Below are 24,470 nucleotides of genomic sequence, written 5' to 3' on the forward strand. Positions count from 1 at the left end.
TGAATCACGAGAATTTTACCGTTGAAATGAATAGTCGGAACAAACCGGGGAGTTGAAACGTTTCGTTTTCGCACCATATCTCTTTTAACCAAGTGTTAATCAATTGGTTGAGGGACGGGGCACACCTATCGAGCCGATAACCGCAAAAGACGGATCGGCAACAGAGTTAGGAGGCCACTATGGAAAGAACGAAACACGTTCGTTTGCCTGACTATCTGCAGACCCCTCTGCCGGTTCATGCCGGACATGCAGACATTGTCGATTTCCTGCTTGCTGACGCCGACCTTCCTGACTGGTTACGCGCCGATTTGCACGGTCAGGGTCATGACCGCCCGGCCCGCGGTGCGATCCGTTCGGTTCTTGACCTGCGTGAACGGTTTAACGGTGTTCATGCACCGGTCAGTATCGAAGAATTTCGTGATGGCTTGGACGAACTGGCGCGCCATCTGCCGGGACCAGATCAAACAGCCATCGAAATCGATGCCAAGGTGCGGATTTACTGGCGTTATCTTCAAGGTGTCGAGCGTCAGATCTGGCGGGCAACCATTTCAAGGGTTCACGTGGCGTTAAATCATTTTCCCGTGGTTCGCGAATTGAAGTTACTGATTGCGGATGTTGTTACGACGCGCAACTGGCTTGAGCGTCGGCTTGAAGTGATCGAAAAAAGTTTCCAGAAACCGGTTCATGCCCCAAATGATGCTGTGCGCAAGGCATTGCTTCGCCTGCGTCAGATGTCACCGGGTGACCGTTTACAATTGTTCAACAAGGCACGGATGCGCCGCCCCGAATTGCGCAATACCGACATGCGCGAGCCTGATAAATGGGCCGATCTGGTGACGGGCGATCTTGGGTTGTCATCAGGTTGAAGTCTTAACAGACATGTCAGTGAACCGAACCCGGTGGGGTTCCGGGGGACCGCACCCGTTACGGGTGCAAGAGCGCGGCTGGAAACGGCCGCGCTTTCTTTTTGGATGGTTGTCTATAGCCTGTCAGACGGGCAAACTCGCAAGATTGATTTTCCAGGGGTATATGGATGCGCGCGTTTTTTGCCGTTGCAGGTTTGGTTTTGCAATTTGGTGCGGGGAGCGGCAGTGCGGCGGCGGATGACTGGCCAAAGGTCCCGAACGGGCCGTTGCATTGGCAGTTGCAGGGCGACATTGATATCGGCGGCAGTATCCGCGTAACCGATAGCGATCTGTTTGAAACGACGACCGATCAGGTGCAGGAATGGCGCGAAGCCGGTATTTTCCCGATCTGCTACATCAATGTTGGCGCGATCGAGGACTGGAACGACGATTATGCCCAATTCCCCAAAGACGTGATTGGCAACCCCTATTGGGGTTGGGAAGGCGAAAACTGGCTTGATATCAGCCGGTTCGAGCAATTCGCCCATATCATGGAGGCACGGTTTGACCTGTGTCGGGAAAAGGGTTTTCTGGGTGTCGAGCCGGATAATATCGATGCTTACGAAGCGGATGGGTCGAATAAAAAAACCGGGTTTGAACTGACACGTTCTGATCAGCTTCGTTATGTCGGATGGCTGATTGAGCAGGTGCATGCCCGCGGGCTTGCCATCGGGCAGAAGAATGCCGGCGAACTGGTTCCGGAACTGGTCGGCCGGATGGATTTTGCCCTGCTTGAATCATCCTTTCGGTTTGGCTTCATGGATGCGTTTTTACCTTATTCAAAGATGAAAAAGCCGGTTTTTGCGGTCGAATATGTCGAAGAAGGGACCGATCCGGACCGGTTCTGCCCTGAAGCCCGAAAATACGGTTTCCAGGGTATCGTCGCGCATCTTGAACTGGATCAGAAACCCGAAAACTGTCCTTGATCAGGGGCGCGCTTCACCGCATTGTTCCGACAGAAATGCAAAGGGATGAAGCAATGACCGACAACAACACGCCAGATACCGACCTGAATGCCCGCCATGATGAAAAAATGAAGAAGATCAAGGCCGCGCGCGACAAGATGATGGCGCAGAAGATCGACAAAAAGGGCCTGATCATCGTTCATACAGGCAAGGGCAAAGGCAAGTCGTCATCGGCATTTGGCATGGCGATGCGGTGTGTCGGACATGACATGAAAGTCGGCGTTGTGCAGTTCATCAAGGGTGGTTGGGAAACCGGCGAGGCAAAGCTTTTGAAGAAGTTTCCCGATCTTTGCGAATTTCACGCCATGGGCGCGGGCTTTACCTGGGAAACACAGAACCGGGCGCAGGATGTTGCACTGGCGCGTGAAGCCTGGAACAAGGCGCTTGAGATGATGCGCGACCCAAGCTTTGCCATGGTGATCCTTGACGAGATCAACATCGTTCTGCGCTATGATTTCCTGCCGCTTGATGATGTTCTGGCAGCGTTGGCGGATAAACTGCCCGACCAGCACGTTGTACTGACCGGCCGAAATGCGCCCGATACCCTGATCGAGGCGGCGGACCTTGTGACCGAGATGACCATGATCAAACATCCGTTCCGCGAACAGGGAATCAAGGCACAGATCGGTGTCGAGTTCTAATCTGCCGTTTCGGTGGATAGCCAGATACAGGAAAGTTTTGAAACCGGAATGAGTGTGCGCCCTGTTCCTGCTTTGATGTTGCAAGGTACCGGTTCGGATGTCGGCAAGTCCCTGCTGGTAGCCGGATTATGCCGTGCTTTTGCGCGGCGCGGGCTTCGTGTGCGTCCGTTCAAGCCGCAAAACATGTCCAACAATGCGGCCGTGACCGATGATGGCGGTGAAATTGGTCGGGCACAGGCGTTACAGGCGCGTGCATGCGGCATTCCGACATCGGTTCATATGAACCCGGTTCTGCTGAAACCGCAAAGTGACATCGGCGCACAGGTCGTGGTGCAGGGCAAGGTCCTGACCAGTGCGAAGGCGCGGGATTATTACCGGCTGAAACGCGATTTGCTGCCGCGTGTGACTGAAAGCTTCGATCTGGTGGCACAGGACGCCGATCTTGTGCTTGTCGAAGGTGCAGGATCACCGGCTGAGGTTAATCTGCGCGCGGCTGATATTGCCAATATGGGCTTTGCCGAGGCGGCAAGAATCCCGGTGGTGCTGGTGGGGGATATTGATCGGGGCGGGGTGATCGCATCAATTGTCGGTACGCATGCCCTGCTGTCCGAAGGGGACCGTCACTGGCTGCGTGGCTATATCATCAACAAGTTTCGCGGTGATGTCTCGCTGTTCGAGCCTGCCTTGCAGATCATCCGCGATCATACGGGACTTGAAAGTTACGGTATCGCAACATATTGGCAAGGGGCCAATCGCCTGCCTGCCGAGGATGGTGTCGCGCTTGAAAAAGCCGGACGTTATGTGCGGGCCGGTAAGGACGGAAAACTGATTAGGGTTGCAGTGCCGCATATGCCGCGGATTGCGAATTTTGATGACCTTGATCCGCTGGCGGCCGAGCCGGATGTCGAACTTCGGATCATTAAACCGGGCGAGGTTATTCCGGCCGATATCGACCTTGTACTGTTGCCTGGAAGCAAATCGACTACATCCGATCTTCGTTTCCTGAAAGAACAGGATTGGGATATCGACATTCTGGCGCATTACCGCCGGGGCGGTCATGTGATTGGTATTTGCGGCGGGTATCAGATGCTGGGGCGCATGGTCCATGATCCCGACGGGATCGAAGGTGAGGCGGGATCAGAAGCCGGGCTTGGATTGCTTGACGTTGAAACCGTGATGGGCGGTGACAAGACGCTGCGTCAAACCGCCGGGCTGGCGGAACTTGGCGGGGGTGCGGCCAATATTCCGGTCAGTGGCTATGAAATCCATATGGGCGAGACAGCCGGGCCGGATCGCGACCGAAGCTGGCTTTGTCTTGAAGGCGGGATAATGGACGGTGCGCAAAGTGCGGACGGGCGCGTTGCAGGCTGCTATTTGCATGGTCTGTTTGGCAGTGATGCGTTCCGGTCGGCCTATCTGGCGGGGCTCGCCGGGCGGTTGCGTGATGGCAGTACCGATTTCGAGGCAGGGATTGAAGCAGCGCTTGATGAACTGGCCGATCATGTCGAAGCGTGTCTTGATCTTGACGGGCTTTTGGCGTTGGCGCGAAGCCGGTCGGATTGAACGGATGACAAAAAGCGCAAGATTGGTACCGTTTGGCGCGACAAAGCCTTTACATTGGCGCATTTGCGTGGTTTGAGAGAATTTGAAATTCCGGTCCTGTAATGAATGGCGCACAGACGCCATATGGTATCAAACCGCCATATGCGGCCCGGTTTGCAAAACGTTCATCCTTGGTTGGGTATCTTCAATTCCATGCGTCAATTACATCATTTCTGGCTATCACCGTTTTCGCGCAAAGTGCGTCTGGTTCTGGCCGAGAAGAAGCTTGAATTCGAGCTTAAGGCAGAACCTGTCTGGGAGCGACGCGACGCGTTTCTGTCGCTGAACCCGGCGGGCGAAGTGCCTGTTCTGGAAGAAGAAGACGGCACGGTCCTGTGCGATTCAACCGTGATCTGCGAATATCTGGATGAAGTTTATGCCGACATCCCGCTTTTGGGAGCTGATGCCAAGGAACGTGCGGAAATCCGCCGCCTTGTCGCGTGGTTTGACGGCAAGTTCAACCGCGAGGTTACCGATCATCTGCTGGGCGAGAAGCTTTTGAAACGCTTCTTCTCGACAGGCACGCCGGATACCAAAATCCTGCGCGCCGGGCGCACCAATGCAGCCTATCATCTCGATTATATCGGATGGTTGTTTGAACGTCGAAACTGGCTGGCGGGTGAACATCTGACCATGGCCGATATTGCCGCAGCTGCCCAGATTTCCGTGATTGATTATATGGGTGATATCAACTGGTCAAAACATCCGCGTGCTAGGGATTGGTATATGCGGATCAAAAGCCGCCCTGCGATGCGCGACATTCTGGCGGACCGGCAGGCAAGCTTCCCTCCATCCCCGCATTATGCCGATCTGGATTTTGAATGACGGGTTCCTCGAAGGTCGACAGCTTTTATCCACAAGGTGGCCTTAACGCCGCCAGCTATGACCTTCGTGCCGAGCTTGATCGCAAATTATTCGAAGATCCGATCCCGTTTTATCGTGATATTGCCGTCAACATCGGTGGCCCGGTTCTTGAACTGGGCTGCGGGACAGGCTGGATTGCCGCCGCCATTCGTGAGGCCGGTATTGCGGTTGAGGGGCTTGATCTTTCCGATGCGATGCTGACACAGGCGCGCGCGAAATATCCCGACATGATTTGGCACAAGGGCGATATGTGCAACTTTGATCTGGGGCGGCAATTTGCCCTGATCATTATTCCGTTTCGCGGATTTCAGGAAATCACTGATGGCAATGATCAGCAGCGATGCCTTGCCGCGGTCTTTGCTCATTTGCGACCGGGCGGAATGCTGGTTCTTGATCTGATTGATCCGGATTTACGTTATTGTCTGCCGGAAGGTGACCCGGAAAGTGTTGAACTGCCGCTGTTTCCGATGCCAGATGGCGTTGGTGCGCCAGACAGCCGGTTGCGGATCACTGCGATGGAACGAACCAGCGATCCCCTGACCCAGCGGTTTGAAGAACATTGGCGGTTCGAGGAAATTGATCTTACGGGCAATGTCCTACGATGCGAGGATTGCTGGCATCATATGCGATGGGTTCATCGCAGTGAAATGCGGTTGATGTTGCAGATTTCAGGATTTGTTTCGATATCGGAATTTTCTGACTTCAAAGGTAATCCGCCGCGTTATGCCGCCAATCAGGTCTGGATGGTAAAACGGCCGGACTGATGTCCGGCCGTTTTATTTAAATCCTGCGCAACCTAATTCCCGGAGAACTTTTGGGCACCTGCCAACGCTTCCTGACGTTCGTTTTCGGGCAGGGGAACAAGGCCGTTATCAGCCAGCAGGCCTTCTTCGCCGATCACGGCGTCCGAGGTATAGGTTGCGACAAATGCACCCAGCGTGCGGACCAGTTGCTGATGATCGTCCTTTACATAAAGGTAAAGTGCACGTGATCCCGGATAGCTGCCATCCAGAATGGTGTCATAATCAGGTGCAACACCATTGATCGGAATGCCCTGCATGGCTTCACGGTTGCGATCAAGGTTATTGAAACCCATCACACCATAGGATTTTGGATCTTTTTCAAGTTTGCTGATCACCAGTCGATCATTTTCACCTGCCTCGATATAGGCACCATCTTCGCGGATGGTGCGGCAAAGCAGGCGGAAGCTTTCAGGATCGGTCGATTCGAGGCTTGCGATATCGCTGAATTCGGCACAGCCCTTATCCATCAGAAGCTGTCCCATCAGGTCGCGCGTGCCCGAAGTCGGCGGCGGGCCGTAAACGCGGATCGGAATGTCTGGCAGGTTGGCGTCGATATCGGACCATTTGACATGCGGGTTCGGAACGCTTGCCCCCTGAACCGGAACGGTGCGTGCCAGTGCCAGATAAAGCTGGCGGGCCGACAGCGTCATTGTCGGAGCCTTACGTGATCCCAACAGGACGATGCCGTCATAGCCGATTTTGATTTCGCTGATATTGCGCACCGAATTGGCGGCACAGATGGCGGTTTCCGAACCGGTTATCTGGCGCGATGCATCGACGATGTCGGGATATTCCGAACCGATTCCGCCGCAGAACAGTTTGAAACCACCGCCCGAGCCGGTGCTCTCAACCACCGGGGCCGGTTCACCGGTGGTCTTGCCGAAATATTCGGCGACCTTGGTGGTCAGCGGAAAGATCGTCGAAGAACCGACAATCCTGATCTGGTCGCGGGCCTGTGCCGTGCTGGCGGCAATCATCATCGTTACGGATGCGGCAATGGCGGTCGTGGCAATCAAACGACGCATGGGGTCCCCCGGCTGAAAATCTGGCGATATGGTCCCGAAACCGGCGGGCACATATCAAATGCGGATCAGAACCTATTCCGATCCGGTCTGAACATCCATCTTTTCTATATTCGCTCTTGCCGCATCAGCGACAGGGGTTCCGTTTGAATTTTCTATGACAGTTAGATAATCCTGACGCGCAAGATCGTTATTTTCGGCAATCCGATGCAGGTTTGCACGTTCGAAAAGCGCCTGAATATTGTTGGGGGATAGTTCCAGAGCGCGTTGAATATCGGTCATGGCGAGGTCGTAGGTTTCCAGCATACGCCATGCCGTGCCACGATAGATCAGGGCTTCGACATTGTCTGGATCAAGATCAAGCGCATTGTTCAGATCGTCGATCGAGTCCCAATACTGCCCGGCCATGCCCAGAACCATTGCCCGATCAACCCAAAGGGTTGGATCGTTTTTGACCATGTCCAAGGCACGTGATTGATCGCGCCAGGCAAACTCAAGATTGCCAGCCATCATCCAGCTTTGCCCGGCTTGTGCCAGAAGCCCGGCAACGACCTGTTGGGGGGATGTGCTTTCATCGGCAAGTGCATCAAGGCGGGTTGCGGCTTCTTCGTATTTTTCAAGCGCAATCAGCGCGACCGCGACACAATGCTTTGCCGGTTCCCCGCCACCCATATCGCGCCATGCAATGGCACTTTCAAACCCGTCTTCTGGTTTGAGGCGAGCGAGTTTCAGGCAGTCCTGATATTGCCTGGCGTCATCGGCACTCATATTTGTGCCTTGTGCCAAGGCCTGTCTTTGCGTGCCAAACGAAACCAGCATCATGCCAAACAGGGTCATCGCAACGAGTGATGATGCGCGCAAGGTTTTGCGTGCAAACAGTTCAGACATGGTAGGCCTTTCAGTTTGGCGTCAGTTTTAAAAGCGACGAGGCGTTGGCCAGCATACGGGTGTATTGCTCGTACCGACCAGAACCTGTTTATCAGGTCCGCATTGCAAATCATGAAAGCGGCAAGAAAATGATTGTGATTTCAAACTTTCCGCAACATGGTCCGGAAAGCTTTTGTCACGGTCGACCGGGGCCGATAGTGTTCCACGCTTAGAGATAGTCTCCCCGGCATATGGATTTGATAATGACCGAAAAGCTGTTTTGCTTCGGATTGGGATTTTCAACACGCCTTGTCACCAATCATCTGCGCGAGGAAGGCTGGAAAATAGCCGGTACCACGCGCAGTGTGGAAAAGGCTGACTCGTTACGCGCGCAGGGGATCGAGCCGCACATTTTTTCCGATGACGTGCCGGTGGCCGACATTCGCGACGTCCTGAAAGGTGTCACCCATGTCCTGATTTCGGCACCACCGGGGGGGAATGGTGATCCTGTTCTGGCCCATCATGCCGGTGATCTTGCCGCCCTGCCCAGGGGAACATGGATCGGATATCTGTCGACAACAGGTGTTTATGGCGACCGCGATGGTGCGACCGTTACCGAAGAAGACGACCTGATACCAAGTGGCAAACGTGGTCGCAGACGGGTGGCCGCAGAAAAGGCATGGTTCGATCTGGGGCAGCGTCATGGTCTTTGTGTGCAAAGTTTCCGATTGGCCGGGATTTACGGACCGGGACGTAATGCCCTGGAAACGGTTCGATCCGGACGGGCGCGGCGGGTTGTAAAGCCCGGACAGGTTTTTTCACGTATCCATGTCGAAGATATTGCACAGACGGTTCTGGCATCCATCAAACGTCCGAATGCCGGTGCAGCTTATAATGTGTGTGACGATGATGCCGCCCCGCCGCAGGATGTAATTGCTTATGCCTGTGGTTTGCTTGGCATGGATCCGCCGCCGGAGGAGGATTTCGAGACAGCCAATCTGAGCCCGATGGCTGCAAGCTTTTATGAAGATAACAAGAGGGTGGCCAATGACCGGATCAAGTCCGAGCTTGGTGTGAAGCTGCGTTTTGCCGACTACAAGGCGGGTTTACTGGCGCTACATGACGAAATATTGGCTAAAATCAACGGGGCCGGGACAGATACGCTTTAAAAGGGCATTGTTGACGCACCCTGCGGGTCGTATATAACCGCTTAGGAATTTTGATCGGGCCGATATCCGCATTTGGCCCTGATGGTACCCAGCGCCGGGTCGTGATGGCGGGATCATCGCGACATCATCGGCCGGCAAGGAGAGAGCAAGCATGGATCGTCGTATCGTAACCGTTTTTGGCGGCACCGGATTTGTCGGGCGTCATATCGTCAAGCGTTTGCTTGAGCGTGACTTTATCGTCCGCGTTCCGACCCGCAGCTTTGAGCGCGTCAAGAAACTGAAGCCGATGGGCTATCTTGGGCAGGTGGTTCCGGTACATTGCGATGTTCGCAATGAAGAGTCGATCAAAGGCGCGATCGAAGGCTCCGAAGCGGTGATCAACCTGCTGGGCATTCTGTATCAGCGAGGCAGCAGCAGCTTCATGAATATCCATGTCAAAGCCGCAAAACGTATTGCCGAAGAAGCCAAGGCCTGTGGTGTTAAAACCTTCCTGCACATGTCCGCCCTTGGCGTTGATAAGAATCCGCATGCGCTTTATGCGACTTCGAAACTGGCTGGTGAGAAGGCTGTTCGCGCAGCTTTCCCGGATGCAGTGATTTTCCGCCCGTCGGTTATTTTTGGTCCGGAAGATAATTTCCTGAACCAGTTTGCCACCATGGCGCGTTATTCCCCGGTTCTGCCGGTTATTGGTGCGCCGGGCCTGCCGAAGGTCGAACTCGATAAAGGCAAGGTCGACATGCTTGGCGATGGTGGTCCGAAATTCCAGCCGGTCTATGTAGCCGACGTAGCCGAAGCGTTCGTAACTGCACTGGTCGAGGGCAAATCTGCTGGCAAGACCTATGAGTTGGGTGGGCCGGAAGTATACAGCTTTATGGGACTTCTGCGCGATATGCTGCAGATGACCCGTCAACGCGCCATTCTGATGCCCGTACCGTTCTGGTTGGCATCGATCAAGGCGTTCTTCCTGCAATTCCTGCCTAAGCCGCTTTTGACCCCGGATCAGGTTCGGTTGCTTAAAATCGACAATGTCGTTTCCGAAGGTGCTGAAGGTTTTGCCGAACTTGGTATTACGCCCAACAGCGTTGAAGCGATTGCGCCGACCTATCTGAAACGTTTCTGCCCGCCGCGCAAAAGTGGTGAATTCCGCCGCTTTGTCTGATCGGATGTTGTTGCAGAAGTGATAAAAAAGCCCCGCCGATGGATTTCGGCGGGGCTTTTTCTTTGGGTCTAGGCTAACTAACCGGCGCGAACGCGGGCGACAAAGTTGTTCGCCTCGTCCTGAAGGCGATGTGCCTTTTGCAGAAGTTCTTCGGCCGTGTTGCGGGTCGAACCCGAGAGGTCCTGAACCGCTTCGGCGGCACGTGAAACATTAAGCATGTTTTCTGATACGTGACGTACACCATTGGCTGCTTCTTCGGAACCGCTGGCAATTTCGGCGGTGGCGGCACCCTGTTGGCGCATGGCGGCTGCGATTGAGCTTGAGATCGTATCGATTTCGCCAATAGTCTGGGCGATGGTCGAAATCATTTCGACGGCTTCGGTGCTGACCGCACGCATTTCATTGATCTGCTTGCCGATATCCTCGGTCGCGCGCTGTGTCTGGGATGCCAGGTTCTTGACCTCGTTTGCCACAACGGCAAAGCCCTTGCCTGCATCCCCGGCACGCGCGGCTTCGATGGTCGCGTTAAGAGCCAGAAGGTTGGTTTGATCGGCAATGGTCGTAATCAGCTCGATAACTTCGCCGATACGATCCGCGGTTTCGGACATCTGGCGAACAGTTTCATCAGATTTGCGGGCTTCGGAAACGGCAGAGCGGGAAACCTCCTCCGCCTTGGAAACCTGTCGTTCAATTTCTGCAATCGATGCAGACAGTTCTTCGGTCGCGGAAGAAACCGAACTGACATTCTGGGAGGCATTCTGGGATGCTTCGCTGACTTCGATGGCACGATGAACGTTGTCACCGGCATTCTGCGCCATGTTATCGGCGGCATCGCGCATATCGCCAACCTGTGAAAGTAATTCGGTGACAAGGCCGTTGACCGAGCTTTCAAAGCCGTTCGCCATTTCAAGCAAAGCCTCGCGACGCTGTTCTTCGGCACGGCGTTCGGCGGCCTTGTTTTCCTCGCGCAGTTTTTCGGCGTCGCGGGCATTTTCGCGGAAGGTTTCAACAGCGGCGGCCATATCGGCAATCTCGTCACTACCACGATCGGAAACCGGTGTTTCAAGATCGCCATTGGTCAGCCTACCCATCGCAGAACTTAACCCGATAAGGCGGGCCAGCAGGTTACGTTGCACATACAGCCAGATGATCAGGCCAGAAATGACGATTGCGGCCACGGCGACACCGATCATTGCCTTTTCTGCGGCGCTGATCGTGGTTGAAACATCGTGGTTTGCATCGTCGATCTTTGCGCGCATATCGCTCAGAAGACGGTCGGCTGTCGAACCGATTGCTTGCGATGTTGCAGTTGTTTTTGCCAGCAGTTCATCAAGCGATTTTTCATCCTCGATTTCCTTCTGGCGCAGGCTGAACAGGTTATTGCCGTTATTGGGATTAAGGCCGTTTGAAATTGCCGTGAAAGCGGTCTGAGCCTTTTCGCGTGGCGTATCGAGCGGGATTTCAGCGATGCTGCTTTCCATCTGGGTCAGGACGGGGCCGGACCAGAACTTGATGCGATCAAGGTCCTCCTGATTGGCAGCTGTTGCCGTCATGCGGGCCAGATCGGGGATTTTCAATGCTACGGCACGCAGTTCCGCCATATTCTGCGACGTCAGTGCATCTTCGTCGAGAAGCTTGTCGAGCATTTCAAATGCTTTGTCGGATTTTTCCGGATCGCCGACCAGCCCGTAAAGTTCGCCTGCATTATTGGTTAACTGCATGTTGGCATTGGTTGACAGTTCACGGGCAATCAGTTCAACGGCATTCGTCGATGTGACGACGTCGCCCAGCATGGCGTTATGAGCGCTGCGCGTGTTGAACAGACTACGCATGGTGTCCTGTAACAACCGGATATTGACGATCATTTCACCGGTCTGGCTGGAAAATTCGTTCAGAATCGTACCGTCAACGCCATGCATCGCCAATGTTGCGATCTGGTCGTTCATGACATTTTCGGTTTCATCAAGATTTGCGGTGGCAGCCGCGACCTGATCTTCGTTGCGCGCGCTGGCGACGGCGCGCGCCATGCTGATGACCGCGTCGCTGCGGGAATAAAGTTCCTGGCCGGAAATCAGGGCCGGGATAGCATCATTCGCAACGATTTTCTGCTGTTGTTCGGTAATTCTAAAAGAAAACACCGCCATAGCGGCGGCACATACGGCGAGCAAGGCAATTGGCACAATCGCCAACATCAACCTTCCGCGCAAACCAATTTTGCCGGTCATTACAGTTCCCACTCATGGAATTCAGGGTGTCGGCGGCTATTTTTGCCGTTCTCGACTGATAATTCTGGACCGCCCTGAAAGGTCCATAATTGGGATTAGGAATATCGCCGAAAATCAGACACTGGCAAGAGTGTTTCTGACTTTTTCAATTATTTCATATATGGCCTCAGCCTGTTCAACCGGTGCCGCACCGGGACGTTCTACCATGATGATCGGGATGTTCAGTTCGCGTGCCGCAAGAATCTTGGCCTCTGTAGCCGACCCGCCGCTGTTTTTACTGACAATCACATCAATTTCGTAGCGCTGCAAAAGTTCGATTTCGCCTTCGACGGTAAAGGGACCACGCGCGATCAGCCATTCACCGAATGCAAGGTTGAATGGATCCTTGGGGGACTCGACAGTCCGGACCAGGAGCCATGTTTTTTCCAGTCCTTCGAAATGGGCAAGATCCTTGCGCCCGCTTGCGATCAAGGCGCGTCTTCCGTGGTCGGGCAGGATTTGGGCTGCTTCTTGAAGGCTTCTGACCATGATCCAGCGGTCTTTATCCGTTTTTTGCCATGCAGATCGCTGAAACTGAATGCAGGGCGTTGCCACCGCGTGACAGGCTTGGGCAATGTGACTGGATATCTGGGTGGCATATGGGTGTGTTGCATCAATCACGAGATCGATTTTTTCCGAACCCAGACAGGATATGATGCCTTCGGCCCCGCCAAATCCGCCAATACGGACAGGGATGCCGTCTGGTAATCTTGGTGCGCTGGTGCGACCGGCAAGAGAAAGCTGCAGACGCACATCCGATCCGAATTCCTGCAACAGATCAGCAGCAATACGATTGGCATCCCCCGTACCGCCAAAAATAAGAATGTTTAGCGGTGTAGCTGTGCTTCGTGGGGGGATCATGTGTTGCGGGCCTGTTTTTGTTAATTTTAAAGGTTCGGGTTTGTCGCTTTGGCAGGAAGAAAGGCGTCAAAATCGCCATGTCCGGCACGGGCAACAATCCTGCCAGCGCGATCAACGACGACAATTTCGATGGCGGAGGCACCGTCTATTGTTGCGCGGGCAGCTTCAGCGGCCTGAAGGGCAATGGTTCGTGCTATGTCAACGTTTCGGGATGTGCAAAGTTCCAGAACCTGCTTGGCAGTATTGGCGCTGGCAATTTCGGATACGAGACCGGTATCACCTCCAAGCGCGGCAACGGTTTCAGCAAGTTTTTCGAAATCGACTTCGGATCGGCTGCTATGCAGGTCCATATGTCCCTGTGCCAGTTTTACCAGTTTGGCAAAGCCGCCTGAAATTGTGACAAATTCGACCGGATGGCGACGCAGATATTTCAGCATGCCGCCAACGAAATCACCCATATCGAGGATCGCCTCGTCCGGCAAACTGTAAAATTGCCGAATGGCAGCTTCGGACGTTTTGCCGGTGGCCCCGGCCACATGTCTGCGACCGGTGGCGCGCGCGACATCAATGCCGCGATGAATGGAATGGATCCATGCCGAACAGCTGAACGGGATCACAACGCCGGTGGTGCCCAATACGGAAAGCCCGCCAACAATTCCAAGCCGCGGGTTCCAGGTTTTCAGGGCGATCTCCTGCCCGCCGGGAATGGAAATTTCAATTTCGACATCGGCAGTTGCGTTAAACCGGTTTGCCAGTTCGACGATCTGCTGTGTCATCATTTCGCGCGGTTTGGGGTTGATCGCGGCTTCGCCAACCGGGATTGGCAGGCCGGGTTTCGTAATCATCCCGACACCGTCGCCCGCACGGAAAGTGATGCCTGAACCCTGTTGTCCATGTCGGATTGTTGCGATGATTTCCGCGCCATGGGTGACATCGGGGTCATCGCCGGCATCCTTGATCACGCTTGCCCGCGCCCAGCCTTCGCCTGTTTCAGCCTTGATCAGGCTAAAGGAGGGTGTTTCGCCTCGGGGAAGGGTGATGGTGACCGGATCGGGAAACTCACCAGAAAGCAGGGCTTGCCACGCCGCACGGGTTGCGGCGGTCGCACAGGCCCCCGTTGTCCATCCCTTGCGTAGTGGTCCGTCCGGCTTTCGGGTCATGCGGCAGGTGATCCCGGTTTATGGCTATGAATATCTGGGTTAACCATTATTATGGCTGCATGCTTTTTTGTCAGAGTTTCTCTATTAAACATTAAAATTAATGTGATATCAGATAAATAACGAGAAAAATACGGACTAATGTGTTGGACCTGACGCCCAGATGCTGTTTAACATATTCAAACGATCCGGTCCTGCACAGATGGACCAATTGCCCGAGAGATAAAGAATTCCGTAATGACGACACTTGGTCTTGATTTTCCGGTATTTGAGCCGGGTTGGGTTTGGCTGGTCGGCGCCGGACCGGGGGACCCCGGTTTGCTCACGCTCCATGCCGTCAATGCGATGCAACAGGCAGATATCGTTGTCTACGATGCGTTGGTAGATGACCGGATCCTCAATCTTTTGCGTTCTGATGCCAAGCGTGTTTATGCCGGTAAACGTGGTGGGCGCCCGTCCTCAAAGCAAACGGATATATCTCTGCAGCTTGTTGATTATGCCAAGCAGGGGTTGCGGGTCTTGCGTCTTAAGGGTGGTGACCCGTTCGTGTTTGGCCGCGGCGGTGAAGAAGGTCTGACGCTGGTTCAACATAATGTACCGTTCCGGGTTGTACCGGGTATTACGGCCGGTATTGCCGGTGCTGCTTATGCCGGGATTCCGACAACGCACCGTGATTGCAATTCATCGGTAACCTTTGTCACGGGCCATGGTTCGAGTGGCGAAATGCCTGATAACATCAATTGGGCTGCCCTTGCCAAAGGTGCACCTGTATTGGTGATGTATATGGCGATGAAGCATTTGCGCCGTATTTCATCGGAACTGATGGCCAATGGACGATCCGGTGACGAGCCGCTTGCGGTTATCAACCAGGCGACCACGCCCAATCAGGGTATTCTGATCTCAACACTTGCCAATGCGGCTGACGATGTCGAAAAAGCCGGTGTTGAACCACCTGCGGTCTGCATTCTGGGCAAGGTGGTTGATCTGCGTGACCGGTTGAACTGGCTTTCACCGCAGGATGACGTCAAAGCAGTGCGTCATGTGCCGTTCGAACAGGTCCTTGATCTCATTACTGTGCCGAGTGATCCGACAGCTTCGAATTGATCTATATCGTTGTTCCTATCCGGTCTGGGCGTCACAATCAGAACAACTGATTAATCCGGATGGATCATGGACGAACAACAGATACTGATCCGCATCATCGAAAGCGGCTGGGCACAATGCGCCACTGTCCTTCAGCAGGACAGCGGTGTTTTGGCGACGGCACTGATTGCGGGCCTTGTCGGCAGTGCCACCCACTGTGTCGGGATGTGCGGACCATTTGTGATTAGTCAGGTCACGTCGCGTATGGAAAAGCTGCCGCTTGAAAAAATGAGCGAGTTTCGCCGGCTGACCGGGGCCGCGCTTTTGCCATATCAGTTTGGCCGATTGACGACTTATACGCTGCTTGGCGTGATGGCGGGCTTTTTTGCTGACAGCATCACGGTGCTGACCAAAGTCTGGTGGTTGGGTCCTGTATTGCTTTTGTTTGCAGCGATGTTCTTTCTGGTTTTCGGGGTGATCGGTTTGGTTCCTCATCTTGCCGGACTGTTTTCAGACATGGCAGGAGGAAACACTACGGGTGCATGGTGGAACCGGATGGTTGGTGACCGCATCAAACCGTTATTTGGTGCACCGTTCGGCTGGCGGGGTTACCTGTTAGGCATGATGCTTGGGTTTATCCCATGTGGCCTGATTTATGGTGCGCTGGTTCTCGCGGCCGCAGGTGGCAACGCATTGACGGGCGGGTTTGTCATGGCGGTATTCGGGCTTGGCACTGTGCCGATGCTGTTTGCAACCGGTGTGATCGGCCAATATGCCACCAGACGGTTTCGTGCTTTTATGGCCCCGGTTGGGCGGGGGCTTATGGTCGTTAACGCTGTCATCCTTGCCGTGCTGGCATTTCATCAGATCGGATAATTTTGAGAATTCGCAATGACGTCATTGTGAGCCGTGGCACAGTTACGGGTCTTGCATGATCGTTTTGCGGATTTATAGTGCCCGCAAGACAGTGGCTTATTTATCCGGTTGATTGGCGCAGGCTCGTAATCCCGGAACAGAAGGACAGGTAACGGCGTGAGCAAGAAAACACTTGTGATCATTCTGGCGATTGCGCTGGTTCTCGGTATTGGTCTGACCTATCGATTGATGATGATGGGATCGGAAACGACGTCTTCCGGTTCGGGGGCTGCGGCAATCGGCGGGCCGTTTGAACTGGTTGACCAGAATGGCCAGACCCGCACTGAACAGGATTTCCGCGGGAAATACATGCTGATTTATTTCGGCTATACCTATTGCCCGGATGTGTGCCCGACCGAATTGCAGGTGATGGGCAATGCGCTTGATGCACTTGATCCAGAAATTGCCAATGAGGTAACGCCGGTTTTCATTTCGGTCGATCCGGAACGGGATACGGTTGACGCGATTGCGGCCTATGTTCCGCATTTTCACGAACGTATGGTTGGCCTGACCGGAACGCTTGAACAGACTACGGCCGCCGCAAAGACTTTCCGTGTGTATTACGCCAAGGCATATGCCGATGGGGAATCAAAGGATTCGGATGCCTATCTGATGGATCATTCATCTTTTGTGTATCTGATGGGACGTGATGGATCATTTATCCGTCACTTTAATTACGGAACAGCCCCGGAAGATATGGCCAAGGGCATTGCTGAGGTCATCAAAAAGAACGGATGATCCACCGTTTGTGTCGGGATCAGTTTGTGCGGCATTCAGGGAAGCCGGAATATGGAACTATCTGCAGCGCAGCTTCCGGGCCTGATAATTGCGGCACCCTCGTCAAATAGCGGCAAGACGGTTCTGACACTTGGTCTTTTGCGGGCTCTTGCCAATCGGGGTGTTCGTGTGGCGGCGGCAAAAACCGGACCGGACTATATCGACCCGGCATTTCAGGCCGCGGCGTGCCGAGAAAAATGTATCAATCTTGATCCCTGGGCGATGTCACGCGATCAGCTTGCTGCGCTTGCCCGGCGGCAGGCCGGGGACAAGTCCCTTCTTCTGTGCGAAGGTGTGATGGGCCTGTTTGACGGGGCGGCGGACGGTAGTGGATCGACTGCCGATCTTGCGGCGTTGATGAACTGGCCGGTTGTGCTGGTTATTGATGTCAAGGGGCAGTCCGTATCGGCTGCCGCGGTGATCGCCGGGTTTGCCAGTTTTCGCAAGGATGTGAAGATTGCGGCTGTGATCCTTAATCGGGTTGGCAGTGATCGGCACCGTGTGATGATCGAAACGGCGTGCCGCGAACATCTTCCGGAAATCCCTGTGATCGGGGCGGTCCGGCGCAGTGATGCGTTATCGCTGCCCGAACGGCATCTGGGCCTTGTGCAGGCAGGAGAACATGACGCGCTTGATACGTTTCTTGATCAGGCGGCCGAGATTATTGCCAAGGACGTGGACCTTGATCAGTTGATCGGCTTGGTAAACGGTCGGCAACTTGGGGTGGGGGCCGGTGATGTTTCTGATGCAGTCGTTGGTATCCCGCCATTGGGGCAGCATATTGCCATCGCGCGGGACACGGCCTTTGCCTTTGCCTACCCGCATCTTCTTGAAGACTGGCGCCGTCAGGGCGCGGAATTATCGTTCTTTTCCCCGCTAATGGATGAAGCCCCCAACAAGGGGGCTGATGCCGTCTATCTGCCCGGTGGTTATCCGGAACTGCATGGTGAACGATTGGCGAGAGCAGGGAATTTCAAAGCGACCCTTGCGGCGATGGCAGCCAAAAACGCCCCGATCTATGGTGAATGCGGTGGCTACATGGTGCTGGGCGAGGCACTGATTGATGCGTCAGGCCAACATCACGAGATGCTTGGGCTTCTGCCACTTGTCACGAGTTTTGCGGATCGCAAACTGCATTTGGGATATCGGACACTGGTTTTGTCCGAGGCGACAGCTTTGGGGGCGATTGGAACGATCTTGCGCGGGCATGAGTTTCACTATGCCTCGACGCTCAAAGCCGAAGGTACGCCCCTTGGTAAAATGGCCACAGCAACTGGTGATGATCTTGGCTGTGCCGGTTTGATGAAGGGAAGTGTTTTCGGCTCGTTCTTTCATCTGATCTGCCAGTAGCTTCGATTGGCGATCTTTGCGGTTTGGAAGTCCGCCATATGCTACAATCAAAAAATAATAAAATGGTGCCGGACGAGAGAGACGATGAGAGAGCCAACGCATGAAGCGGAAAACGCCCGGTTTTGGGAGTCCAAAACGCTGGAGCAGATGACGCCGCAGGAATGGGAAGCCCTTTGTGACGGTTGTGGCAAGTGCTGCCTGCACAAACTTCAGGACGAAGATACCGACTTTGTCTATTACACGTCGGTTGCCTGTCGGTTGCTGGATTGCGAAACCTGCAGCTGCAAGGATTATCCCAATCGAACGCAGCATGTCCCTGATTGTGTGCAACTTTCGCAGGAAAATGTCTCGACATTGTCCTGGATGCCATCAACATGTGCTTATCGTTTGATGGCTGAAGGAAAAGGGTTACCTGACTGGCACCCACTTATTACAGGGCGTTCAGATTCAACGATCTCGGCCGGAATGTCTATTAAGGGAATGGTGATCTCGGAGGATGACGCCCACCCTGATCTGACCCGGTATATTGTAAAGTGGCCCGCTTGAAGTTATAACCTAGAGTAGATGCATATATGCCAAAATAGGTGGTTGATTACTTCTTAAGTATAGGTATCCTGCAAACCGAACAATTGTGCAGCACAAGCGCAATTGTTCGGTTTGTTTTTATGTATGCCTATAAATGACCGGGTTTGCAGTTAGAAATCCGGACAGCACAAGGAAGATATCCGGATGGGTTTTGCGTCACTTTTCAAGAATGGCAGTTCGAACGAGGGGCAGCAGATTGTAAATGCGCTCAGCTTGTCGATGGCTGTCATCGAGTTTTCAATCGATGGTAAAATTCTGACTGCCAATGAGAACTTCCTTAAAACGATGGGGTTCTCGCTTGAGGAAATCGTCGGGAAGCATCATTCGATATTTGTTCCGCGTGAAATCAGCAATGGCGAAGAATACCGGAAATTCTGGGAACAGCTTCGCAACGGCAAATTTTCGTCAGGTGCCGTGCCGCGTGTGCGCAAAAATGGCGAGATGATCTGGCTTGAAGCGACTTACAACCCGATTTTCGACAAAGACGGAAAACCGACAAAAGTTGTTAAGTTTGCAACCGACATTACAGCGCGACGCATTGAACGTGCGGTCCTGCAAAGTGTATTTGATGCGATGGAAAAATCGCAGGCTGTGATCGAGTTTGACCTGAACGGAATTATCCTTAAGGCAAACAAGAATTTTCTCGATGCCATGGGATACAGACTTGATGAAATTGTCGGCAAGCATCACAGCATGTTTGTTGCGCCAGCATATCGAGACTCTGCCGAATATCGCTCGTTCTGGGAAACCCTGAAAACCGGGAGTTTTCACACTGGCCAATTCAAACGTGTCGGCAAGGGTGGCAAGGAAATCTGGATTGAAGCGTCCTATAATCCGGTGCTTGATCCGGTTGGAAAGCCTTTCAAGGTGATCAAGTTCGCAACAGACATTACCGAGCAAACCCGCCTGTTGCTTGAGCTTAAAACCATGATTGATCAGAACTTTACCGAGATCGATAGCAACATTGCAGCCTTGGGCAATTCGGCCAGTCAAAGTGTCAGCACGTCCGAGGAAACATCGCAAACGGTGCAGACTGTTGCGGCCAGTGCGGAGCAGATGGCGGCATCAATTGCAGAAATTTCTCGCAGCATGGCGCAGTCACGTGATGAAACAGAGCGCGCGTTTGATCAGACGATCAGTGCCAACAATTCTACTCAGCGAATGGCGGAAGTTGTCGAATCGATGGGCAGCATTGTTGAAGTCATTCAGAACATCGCCGGGCAGATCAATCTGTTGGCACTGAATGCGACAATCGAAAGCGCACGTGCAGGTGACGCTGGCAAGGGATTTGCCGTTGTTGCCAACGAAGTCAAGAATCTTGCCAATCAGGCAGCTCGTGCGACCGAGCAGATTTCCGATGAAATTTCAGGCATTCAGTCGATCTCGTCCGAGGTTGTCGGTGCTCTTGAAACCATTCGTCATTCGGTGGAAACGGTACGGGATAGTGTTACAAACATATCTTCGGCGGTAGAGGAACAGAGTGCGGTGACCGAAGGTGTTTCGGAAAACATGCGTCTGATGGCTGGCGCGGTCGATGGTCTTTCCCGGAACCTTGATAACATCAAGTCTACAACGGGAATGGTAGCCGACTCGGTCAGCCGGACGCGCAAGGCCGCGGAAGTTCTGGCGCGTTAAACGCCTGATTTCCTATACAGATGTATCGAACTTCAAGGTGGTCGGCACGTTCGGCCACCCTGTTTCGTTTGTATGGTGACGGTTTTGAGACTTTATGGCGAAAACAAATCTGAACAGCTTGCCTAATGTTTGCTGTCTCAGCAAAAATAGACATTCATTGCAAATGATCCGCAAACAACGCGGTGACGGGGAATGTCGAGTGAATATATGCGCATAGATGTTCTGGGTGTTGGCGAGGCATTTGATCCTGCCTTTGAAAACTCATCCGTTGTGGTGAGTGCAAGTGGCTATCGGTTGATGATTGACTGTGGGGCAACGGTGCCCGGATTGTTGATGCGCAAGTTTCCCGATCCGGATGCCATTGATGCGATTTATTTTACCCACATGCACCCTGATCACGTTTTCGGGCTGGTGCCGGTTATGCTGAACTGGCGCGATGACGGCCGATCAAAACCGATTCATATCATCGCGACACCGGCGGTACGCAATCATCTGGAAAAGATCATGGAGCTTGGCTTTGCCGGGCTTGGCAGTGCATGGCCGTTTGAAATTGTCTGGCATGCGGTGCCGGAAACCACGCAAGTTGGCCCGTTCGAAACCAAATTTGCCCGGTCCGATCACAGCGTTCAAAACCATGCAATTTTGCTGCGTTTCGAGAACAAGGGATTTGCCTATTCCGGCGATGGCAACGTGACTGCCGATACCACGGCACTTTTTACCGCTGCGGATCTGGTGTTTCAGGAAACATATTTGCCCAAGCATGACCCACGACATGCCGCACATTGCGATCTGGAAACTGTTCTGCAATTGGCATCTGATATGCCCGGATCACGTTTCTGGCTTTATCACATCAAACGTGATGCAAGGCGTGAGATCGTCGAACTTCTGCGTGACAATCCACAGGTGCGGGTTGCCGTACCCGGCGAAGTGATCGAAATCCGTTAGGTTGTGCTTGATGAAACCCAGCAAAAAGGCAGCCCATCGGCTGCCTTTTGATTTCCTCGATATCCTGATTGGATCGCGTTAGTGAACCGAACGCGGGTCCATGTCATGCTGGCGGATTGCCGCATGGGCGACGGCCTGGCTTTCGAACGAAGCGATATGGGTGCCATCGGCGGTAAATACCCCAAAGACCGTTTCGTTGCTTTCATCTTCAGGATTTTCCATCGCCCGCACATAGGCAAAATCGTGAATGCCAAGCATGGCAAAATCACCAGACGACAGCAGATTCAAATCCTGTTCTGCACCGTGGGCTTCTTTGGTGTCATGGTCTGAGATGCGATTGCTCATAAAACCACTCTCCTTGTTACGCCTTGCGGCTTTTATCTTCGACTGCGTCTGCGCCATTTTCAGCATCGACGGTCATATCTATGGTGCGTGACGAGACGGCTTTCTTCTTGGCAGAGTTGATCGCAATTTCACGTACCACCGGTTCGGGAACAGGCCGGTTCAAATCTACATGCAAAAGTCCGTTATCAAGATGGGCGCCAACAACTTCAATACCCTCGGCCAGTACGAATGAACGCTGGAACTGCCGGGATGCGATCCCGCGATGGATATAAATCCGGTTGCTTTCGTCTTCCTGATGCTTGCCACGAATGATCAGCTGGTTGTCTTCGGTGGTGACCGAAAGGTCATCTTCGGCAAATCCTGCGACTGCGACTGTAATGCGCAGATGATTTTCGCCGATTTGCTCGATGTTATAAGGGGGATAGCCTTCTGCCTTGGTTTTGGAAACCTGATCAAGAACACGTTCGATCTGGTCAAACCCCAATAGCAGCGGGCTGTTAAACATAGAAATTCGTGACATTGGCAGCACCTCCTCAGCAGAGCGAGTGTGATATCGACCAGACCCCACGCTTTTGGCGTTTCGGGCGTCTGAACATCTGACCCGACCCGTTCGGCATCAGACATATCTATCTAATCGAATAAATGTGGTTTTCTATCGCATAGTCAAGACCCGGATTGATACTGTAGCCGCGGAAACCTTGGGAATATGCGATATCAGACCTGTGTAATACGCAGATCATGACTGATCAGGGAAGATCATACAACGCGTTCCGGCAGTTCCGGCATATTTTCCAGCGCATAATAGGCCACGGTCTGATCCTTTCCACGTAACGCCACTTCATGCATTACTGCGTTTTCAGGGAGCGCAATCGGCCCGTGGTCAAAAATTGCTTTTGATATCACCAGTGGTACACCATGCTTTTTGGTCTGGCTTTCCAACCTTGCGGCCGTATTGATCGTATCACCGATGGCGCTGATATTTTCGCGGCCCGGAGGCCCCATCTCGCCGACAATTGCCTCGCCCATATGGATGCCGATACCGATACGTAGTGTATGGGGTAGCTCTGATTTCAGGTGTTCGTTCAGGTTTTCGATCCGGCGCAACATTCCCGCCGCACCATGAAGGGCGTCCCGGATCATGGTTTCAGTGTCATCTGTATCAAGACCGTAAAGTGCCATCAGTCCATCACCGGTAAACTGGGCATAAAGCCCGCCACTTTCACGCAGGGCTTCGGTCATTTCGGCGAAAAACTGGTTCAATATGAACAGAACATCGTAGGGCATTTTCTTTTCACCCAGACGTGTCGAATCCCGCAGATCAGTAAAAATCGAGACAACTTGGCGTTCGCTACCGGACAGGCCGCCGGGGCGTCTTCCATCCTGTGCCGTGGCGTTGGCCGGCAAAAGTGGGGCAACGGCGAGATCGTTTAACGGACGGATTTGACATGCCAGTCGCATGCCACGCGGGGCGTGGATACTCGCGAGTGCCGCAGCTTCGATCTTGCCGGGTGCGGCGAGTTGATCAATGCCCGATCCGCAATGAATGCGGCAGGTTGTGCAGCGCCCATGCCCGCCGCAAACAGATGCCATCTGCACACCTGCATCGCGAAGGGCTTCAAGTGCTGTCGCTCCGGGGGCCACGCGGATCATTTTACCATTGGGCATCGATAACATTGGCCCGCGTTTGATCCGATCAATGGTCTGGCGAATTTGCCGCACAACAAATGGCGCAAAGGCCAGTGCGATGGCGATTATAGTGCCCGGGAGAACCGCATTTTCATAGAATTTGATAGCCGCATCATTGACGTTGGCAGCATCAAGAACCCCAAAAACATATTTGCGGCCGCCTTCTTCGCTGCGGCGAATGATTTCAGCTGATGCCGCACCAAAACCGGCAAGCGCCAGTGTGGGGACAAGAACAGCGGTTGCACCCAGCGCACCGCGCCATCTCGGATAGAACGGTTTTAACCGCAGCCAGAAATGGATGCCGATACAGCCGTGTGTCCAGACAACAATCACGGCGATGGCATGCAGAATGCCCTGACTGGGAAGGAAAACCGCAAGATCAAGCAGTACTCGTTCAAATGCTGGATCGACATCAAATCCCAGTTCGATGATACGGGTCGCAATAATATGGCGGAATAACAGGAATGGAATGCAAAGGCCCAAAATCATTTGTGCCCATTCCGATTTGCGCAGGCGTAGGGACCGGCGGCTGGTCAGGCGGGCCGTGGCCAGCAGGAAATGGGTAATTGCCGCGGCCAGAAGCAGGATTTCCAACGGGGGAAATTGCCAGATTCCGGTTGTCAGTAAGTCGGCGGCTTCCATCGCTTCGGGCGATATGATGCCAGCAGCCTGATTGATCAGATGCATGAAGACATACGCAAAAAGCGTCAGGCCGGAATAGAGCCGCAAATTCTGGATCATGGCGTTCCGTATTATGGGCGGTTGATGCGCGAGAAACTCAGTATCCGACGCAATCATAAATAAATGGTGTTTTGGAGAAGTTCAAAGCTTTCAGGTTTGAAAAAATGCTGTGCGATCCGGTGAAATGCA

The 24,470-nt window shown here is 53.6% G+C and carries 23 protein-coding genes; 15 read left to right on the forward strand and 8 right to left on the reverse strand.

Translation table 11 applies throughout. The features are described from left to right. Nucleotides 1-179: 179 nt before the first annotated feature. The 6 genes from R1T41_RS08345 (at nt 180) to R1T41_RS08370 (ending at nt 5,741) form a co-directional block, all read left to right on the forward strand. Entirely contained in the window at nt 180-866 is a 687-nt protein-coding gene (locus R1T41_RS08345) for a hypothetical protein (RefSeq protein WP_317341204.1), read from the forward strand. A gap of 167 nt (nt 867-1,033) precedes the next feature. After that, nucleotides 1,034-1,831, forward strand: a complete 798-nt coding sequence (locus R1T41_RS08350; protein ID WP_317341206.1) for an endo alpha-1,4 polygalactosaminidase — start codon at nt 1,034-1,036, stop codon at nt 1,829-1,831. A gap of 53 nt (nt 1,832-1,884) precedes the next feature. Beyond that, entirely contained in the window at nt 1,885-2,511 is a 627-nt protein-coding gene (gene cobO / locus R1T41_RS08355) for a cob(I)yrinic acid a,c-diamide adenosyltransferase (protein ID WP_062949813.1), read from the forward strand. A 48-nt stretch (nt 2,512-2,559) separates the two neighbouring features. After that, on the forward strand, nt 2,560-4,074 hold the full coding sequence (locus R1T41_RS08360; RefSeq protein ID WP_317341208.1) for a cobyric acid synthase: 1,515 nt from the start codon (nt 2,560-2,562) through the stop codon (nt 4,072-4,074). Between the two features lie 192 nt (nt 4,075-4,266). Beyond that, the gene (locus tag R1T41_RS08365) at nt 4,267-4,938 is read left to right on the forward strand and encodes a glutathione S-transferase family protein (RefSeq protein ID WP_317341210.1); all 672 of its coding nucleotides are present in this window, start codon (nt 4,267-4,269) and stop codon (nt 4,936-4,938) included. Further along, nucleotides 4,935-5,741 (forward strand): class I SAM-dependent methyltransferase, encoded by an 807-nt coding sequence (locus R1T41_RS08370; RefSeq protein ID WP_317341212.1) that lies wholly within the window; start codon nt 4,935-4,937, stop codon nt 5,739-5,741. Before R1T41_RS08365 ends, R1T41_RS08370 begins: the two co-directional genes overlap by 4 nt. Nucleotides 5,742-5,773: 32 nt before the next feature. Here R1T41_RS08370 and R1T41_RS08375 read toward each other — a convergent pair whose 3' ends face one another. Next, on the reverse strand, nt 5,774-6,805 hold the full coding sequence (locus R1T41_RS08375) for a substrate-binding domain-containing protein (RefSeq protein WP_062949807.1): 1,032 nt from the start codon (nt 6,803-6,805) through the stop codon (nt 5,774-5,776). Between the two features lie 72 nt (nt 6,806-6,877). After that, complete coding sequence (locus R1T41_RS08380; protein WP_062949805.1) at nt 6,878-7,690, reverse strand: tetratricopeptide repeat protein; 813 nt, start codon at nt 7,688-7,690, stop codon at nt 6,878-6,880. Nucleotides 7,691-7,932: 242 nt separating this feature from the next. Between R1T41_RS08380 and R1T41_RS08385 the strand changes: the two genes are divergently transcribed. Both R1T41_RS08385 and R1T41_RS08390 read left to right on the forward strand, forming a co-directional pair. Further along, nucleotides 7,933-8,838, forward strand: a complete 906-nt coding sequence (locus R1T41_RS08385) for an SDR family oxidoreductase (protein WP_317341215.1) — start codon at nt 7,933-7,935, stop codon at nt 8,836-8,838. A 151-nt stretch (nt 8,839-8,989) separates the two neighbouring features. Next, nucleotides 8,990-9,997 carry a complex I NDUFA9 subunit family protein gene (locus R1T41_RS08390; RefSeq protein WP_317341217.1) on the forward strand — a complete coding sequence of 336 codons (1,008 nt, stop codon included), beginning with the start codon at nt 8,990-8,992 and terminating at the stop codon, nt 9,995-9,997. A gap of 77 nt (nt 9,998-10,074) precedes the next feature. Here R1T41_RS08390 and R1T41_RS08395 read toward each other — a convergent pair whose 3' ends face one another. The 3 genes from R1T41_RS08395 to R1T41_RS08405 form a co-directional block, all read right to left on the reverse strand. Then, the gene (locus R1T41_RS08395) at nt 10,075-12,222 is read right to left on the reverse strand and encodes a methyl-accepting chemotaxis protein (RefSeq protein WP_317341219.1); all 2,148 of its coding nucleotides are present in this window, start codon (nt 12,220-12,222) and stop codon (nt 10,075-10,077) included. A gap of 114 nt (nt 12,223-12,336) precedes the next feature. After that, complete coding sequence (locus R1T41_RS08400; protein WP_317341221.1) at nt 12,337-13,122, reverse strand: cobalt-precorrin-6A reductase; 786 nt, start codon at nt 13,120-13,122, stop codon at nt 12,337-12,339. A gap of 26 nt (nt 13,123-13,148) precedes the next feature. Beyond that, entirely contained in the window at nt 13,149-14,282 is a 1,134-nt protein-coding gene (locus R1T41_RS08405; RefSeq protein WP_317341223.1) for a cobalt-precorrin-5B (C(1))-methyltransferase, read from the reverse strand. 234 nt (nt 14,283-14,516) lie between these two features. Between R1T41_RS08405 and cobA the strand changes: the two genes are divergently transcribed. From cobA to R1T41_RS08440, 7 genes are all read left to right on the forward strand, one after another. Beyond that, nucleotides 14,517-15,383: a uroporphyrinogen-III C-methyltransferase gene (gene cobA, locus R1T41_RS08410; protein ID WP_317341225.1), complete on the forward strand. Its 867-nt coding sequence runs from the start codon at nt 14,517-14,519 to the stop codon at nt 15,381-15,383. A gap of 66 nt (nt 15,384-15,449) precedes the next feature. Next, on the forward strand, nt 15,450-16,238 hold the full coding sequence (locus tag R1T41_RS08415; protein WP_317341227.1) for a sulfite exporter TauE/SafE family protein: 789 nt from the start codon (nt 15,450-15,452) through the stop codon (nt 16,236-16,238). A 156-nt stretch (nt 16,239-16,394) separates the two neighbouring features. Beyond that, nucleotides 16,395-17,015, forward strand: coding sequence for an SCO family protein (locus R1T41_RS08420; protein ID WP_062949789.1), 621 nt, complete (start codon nt 16,395-16,397; stop codon nt 17,013-17,015). A gap of 51 nt (nt 17,016-17,066) precedes the next feature. Then, nucleotides 17,067-18,404 carry a cobyrinate a,c-diamide synthase gene (locus R1T41_RS08425; RefSeq protein WP_317341230.1) on the forward strand — a complete coding sequence of 446 codons (1,338 nt, stop codon included), beginning with the start codon at nt 17,067-17,069 and terminating at the stop codon, nt 18,402-18,404. A gap of 84 nt (nt 18,405-18,488) precedes the next feature. Next, nucleotides 18,489-18,950 (forward strand): YcgN family cysteine cluster protein, encoded by a 462-nt coding sequence (locus tag R1T41_RS08430; RefSeq protein WP_297014306.1) that lies wholly within the window; start codon nt 18,489-18,491, stop codon nt 18,948-18,950. 183 nt (nt 18,951-19,133) lie between these two features. After that, complete coding sequence (locus R1T41_RS08435) at nt 19,134-20,624, forward strand: PAS domain S-box protein (protein ID WP_297014307.1); 1,491 nt, start codon at nt 19,134-19,136, stop codon at nt 20,622-20,624. A gap of 192 nt (nt 20,625-20,816) precedes the next feature. Beyond that, complete coding sequence (locus R1T41_RS08440) at nt 20,817-21,569, forward strand: MBL fold metallo-hydrolase (protein ID WP_231886987.1); 753 nt, start codon at nt 20,817-20,819, stop codon at nt 21,567-21,569. Between the two features lie 78 nt (nt 21,570-21,647). On the opposite strand, the gene R1T41_RS08445 is transcribed toward R1T41_RS08440, so the two are convergent. The 3 genes from R1T41_RS08445 to R1T41_RS08455 all read right to left on the reverse strand — a co-directional run bounded on the left by R1T41_RS08445 (nt 21,648) and on the right by R1T41_RS08455 (nt 24,341). Then, entirely contained in the window at nt 21,648-21,914 is a 267-nt protein-coding gene (locus R1T41_RS08445) for a DUF1150 family protein (protein WP_062949779.1), read from the reverse strand. 16 nt (nt 21,915-21,930) lie between these two features. Beyond that, complete coding sequence (locus tag R1T41_RS08450) at nt 21,931-22,434, reverse strand: Hsp20 family protein (protein ID WP_062949777.1); 504 nt, start codon at nt 22,432-22,434, stop codon at nt 21,931-21,933. 236 nt (nt 22,435-22,670) lie between these two features. Beyond that, on the reverse strand, nt 22,671-24,341 hold the full coding sequence (locus tag R1T41_RS08455; RefSeq protein ID WP_062960216.1) for an adenylate/guanylate cyclase domain-containing protein: 1,671 nt from the start codon (nt 24,339-24,341) through the stop codon (nt 22,671-22,673). Nucleotides 24,342-24,470: the final 129 nt, after the last annotated feature.

This window comes from Thalassospira lucentensis, assembly GCF_032921865.1.
In the GTDB taxonomy this organism is placed as follows: Bacteria; Pseudomonadota; Alphaproteobacteria; order Rhodospirillales; family Thalassospiraceae; genus Thalassospira; species Thalassospira lucentensis_A.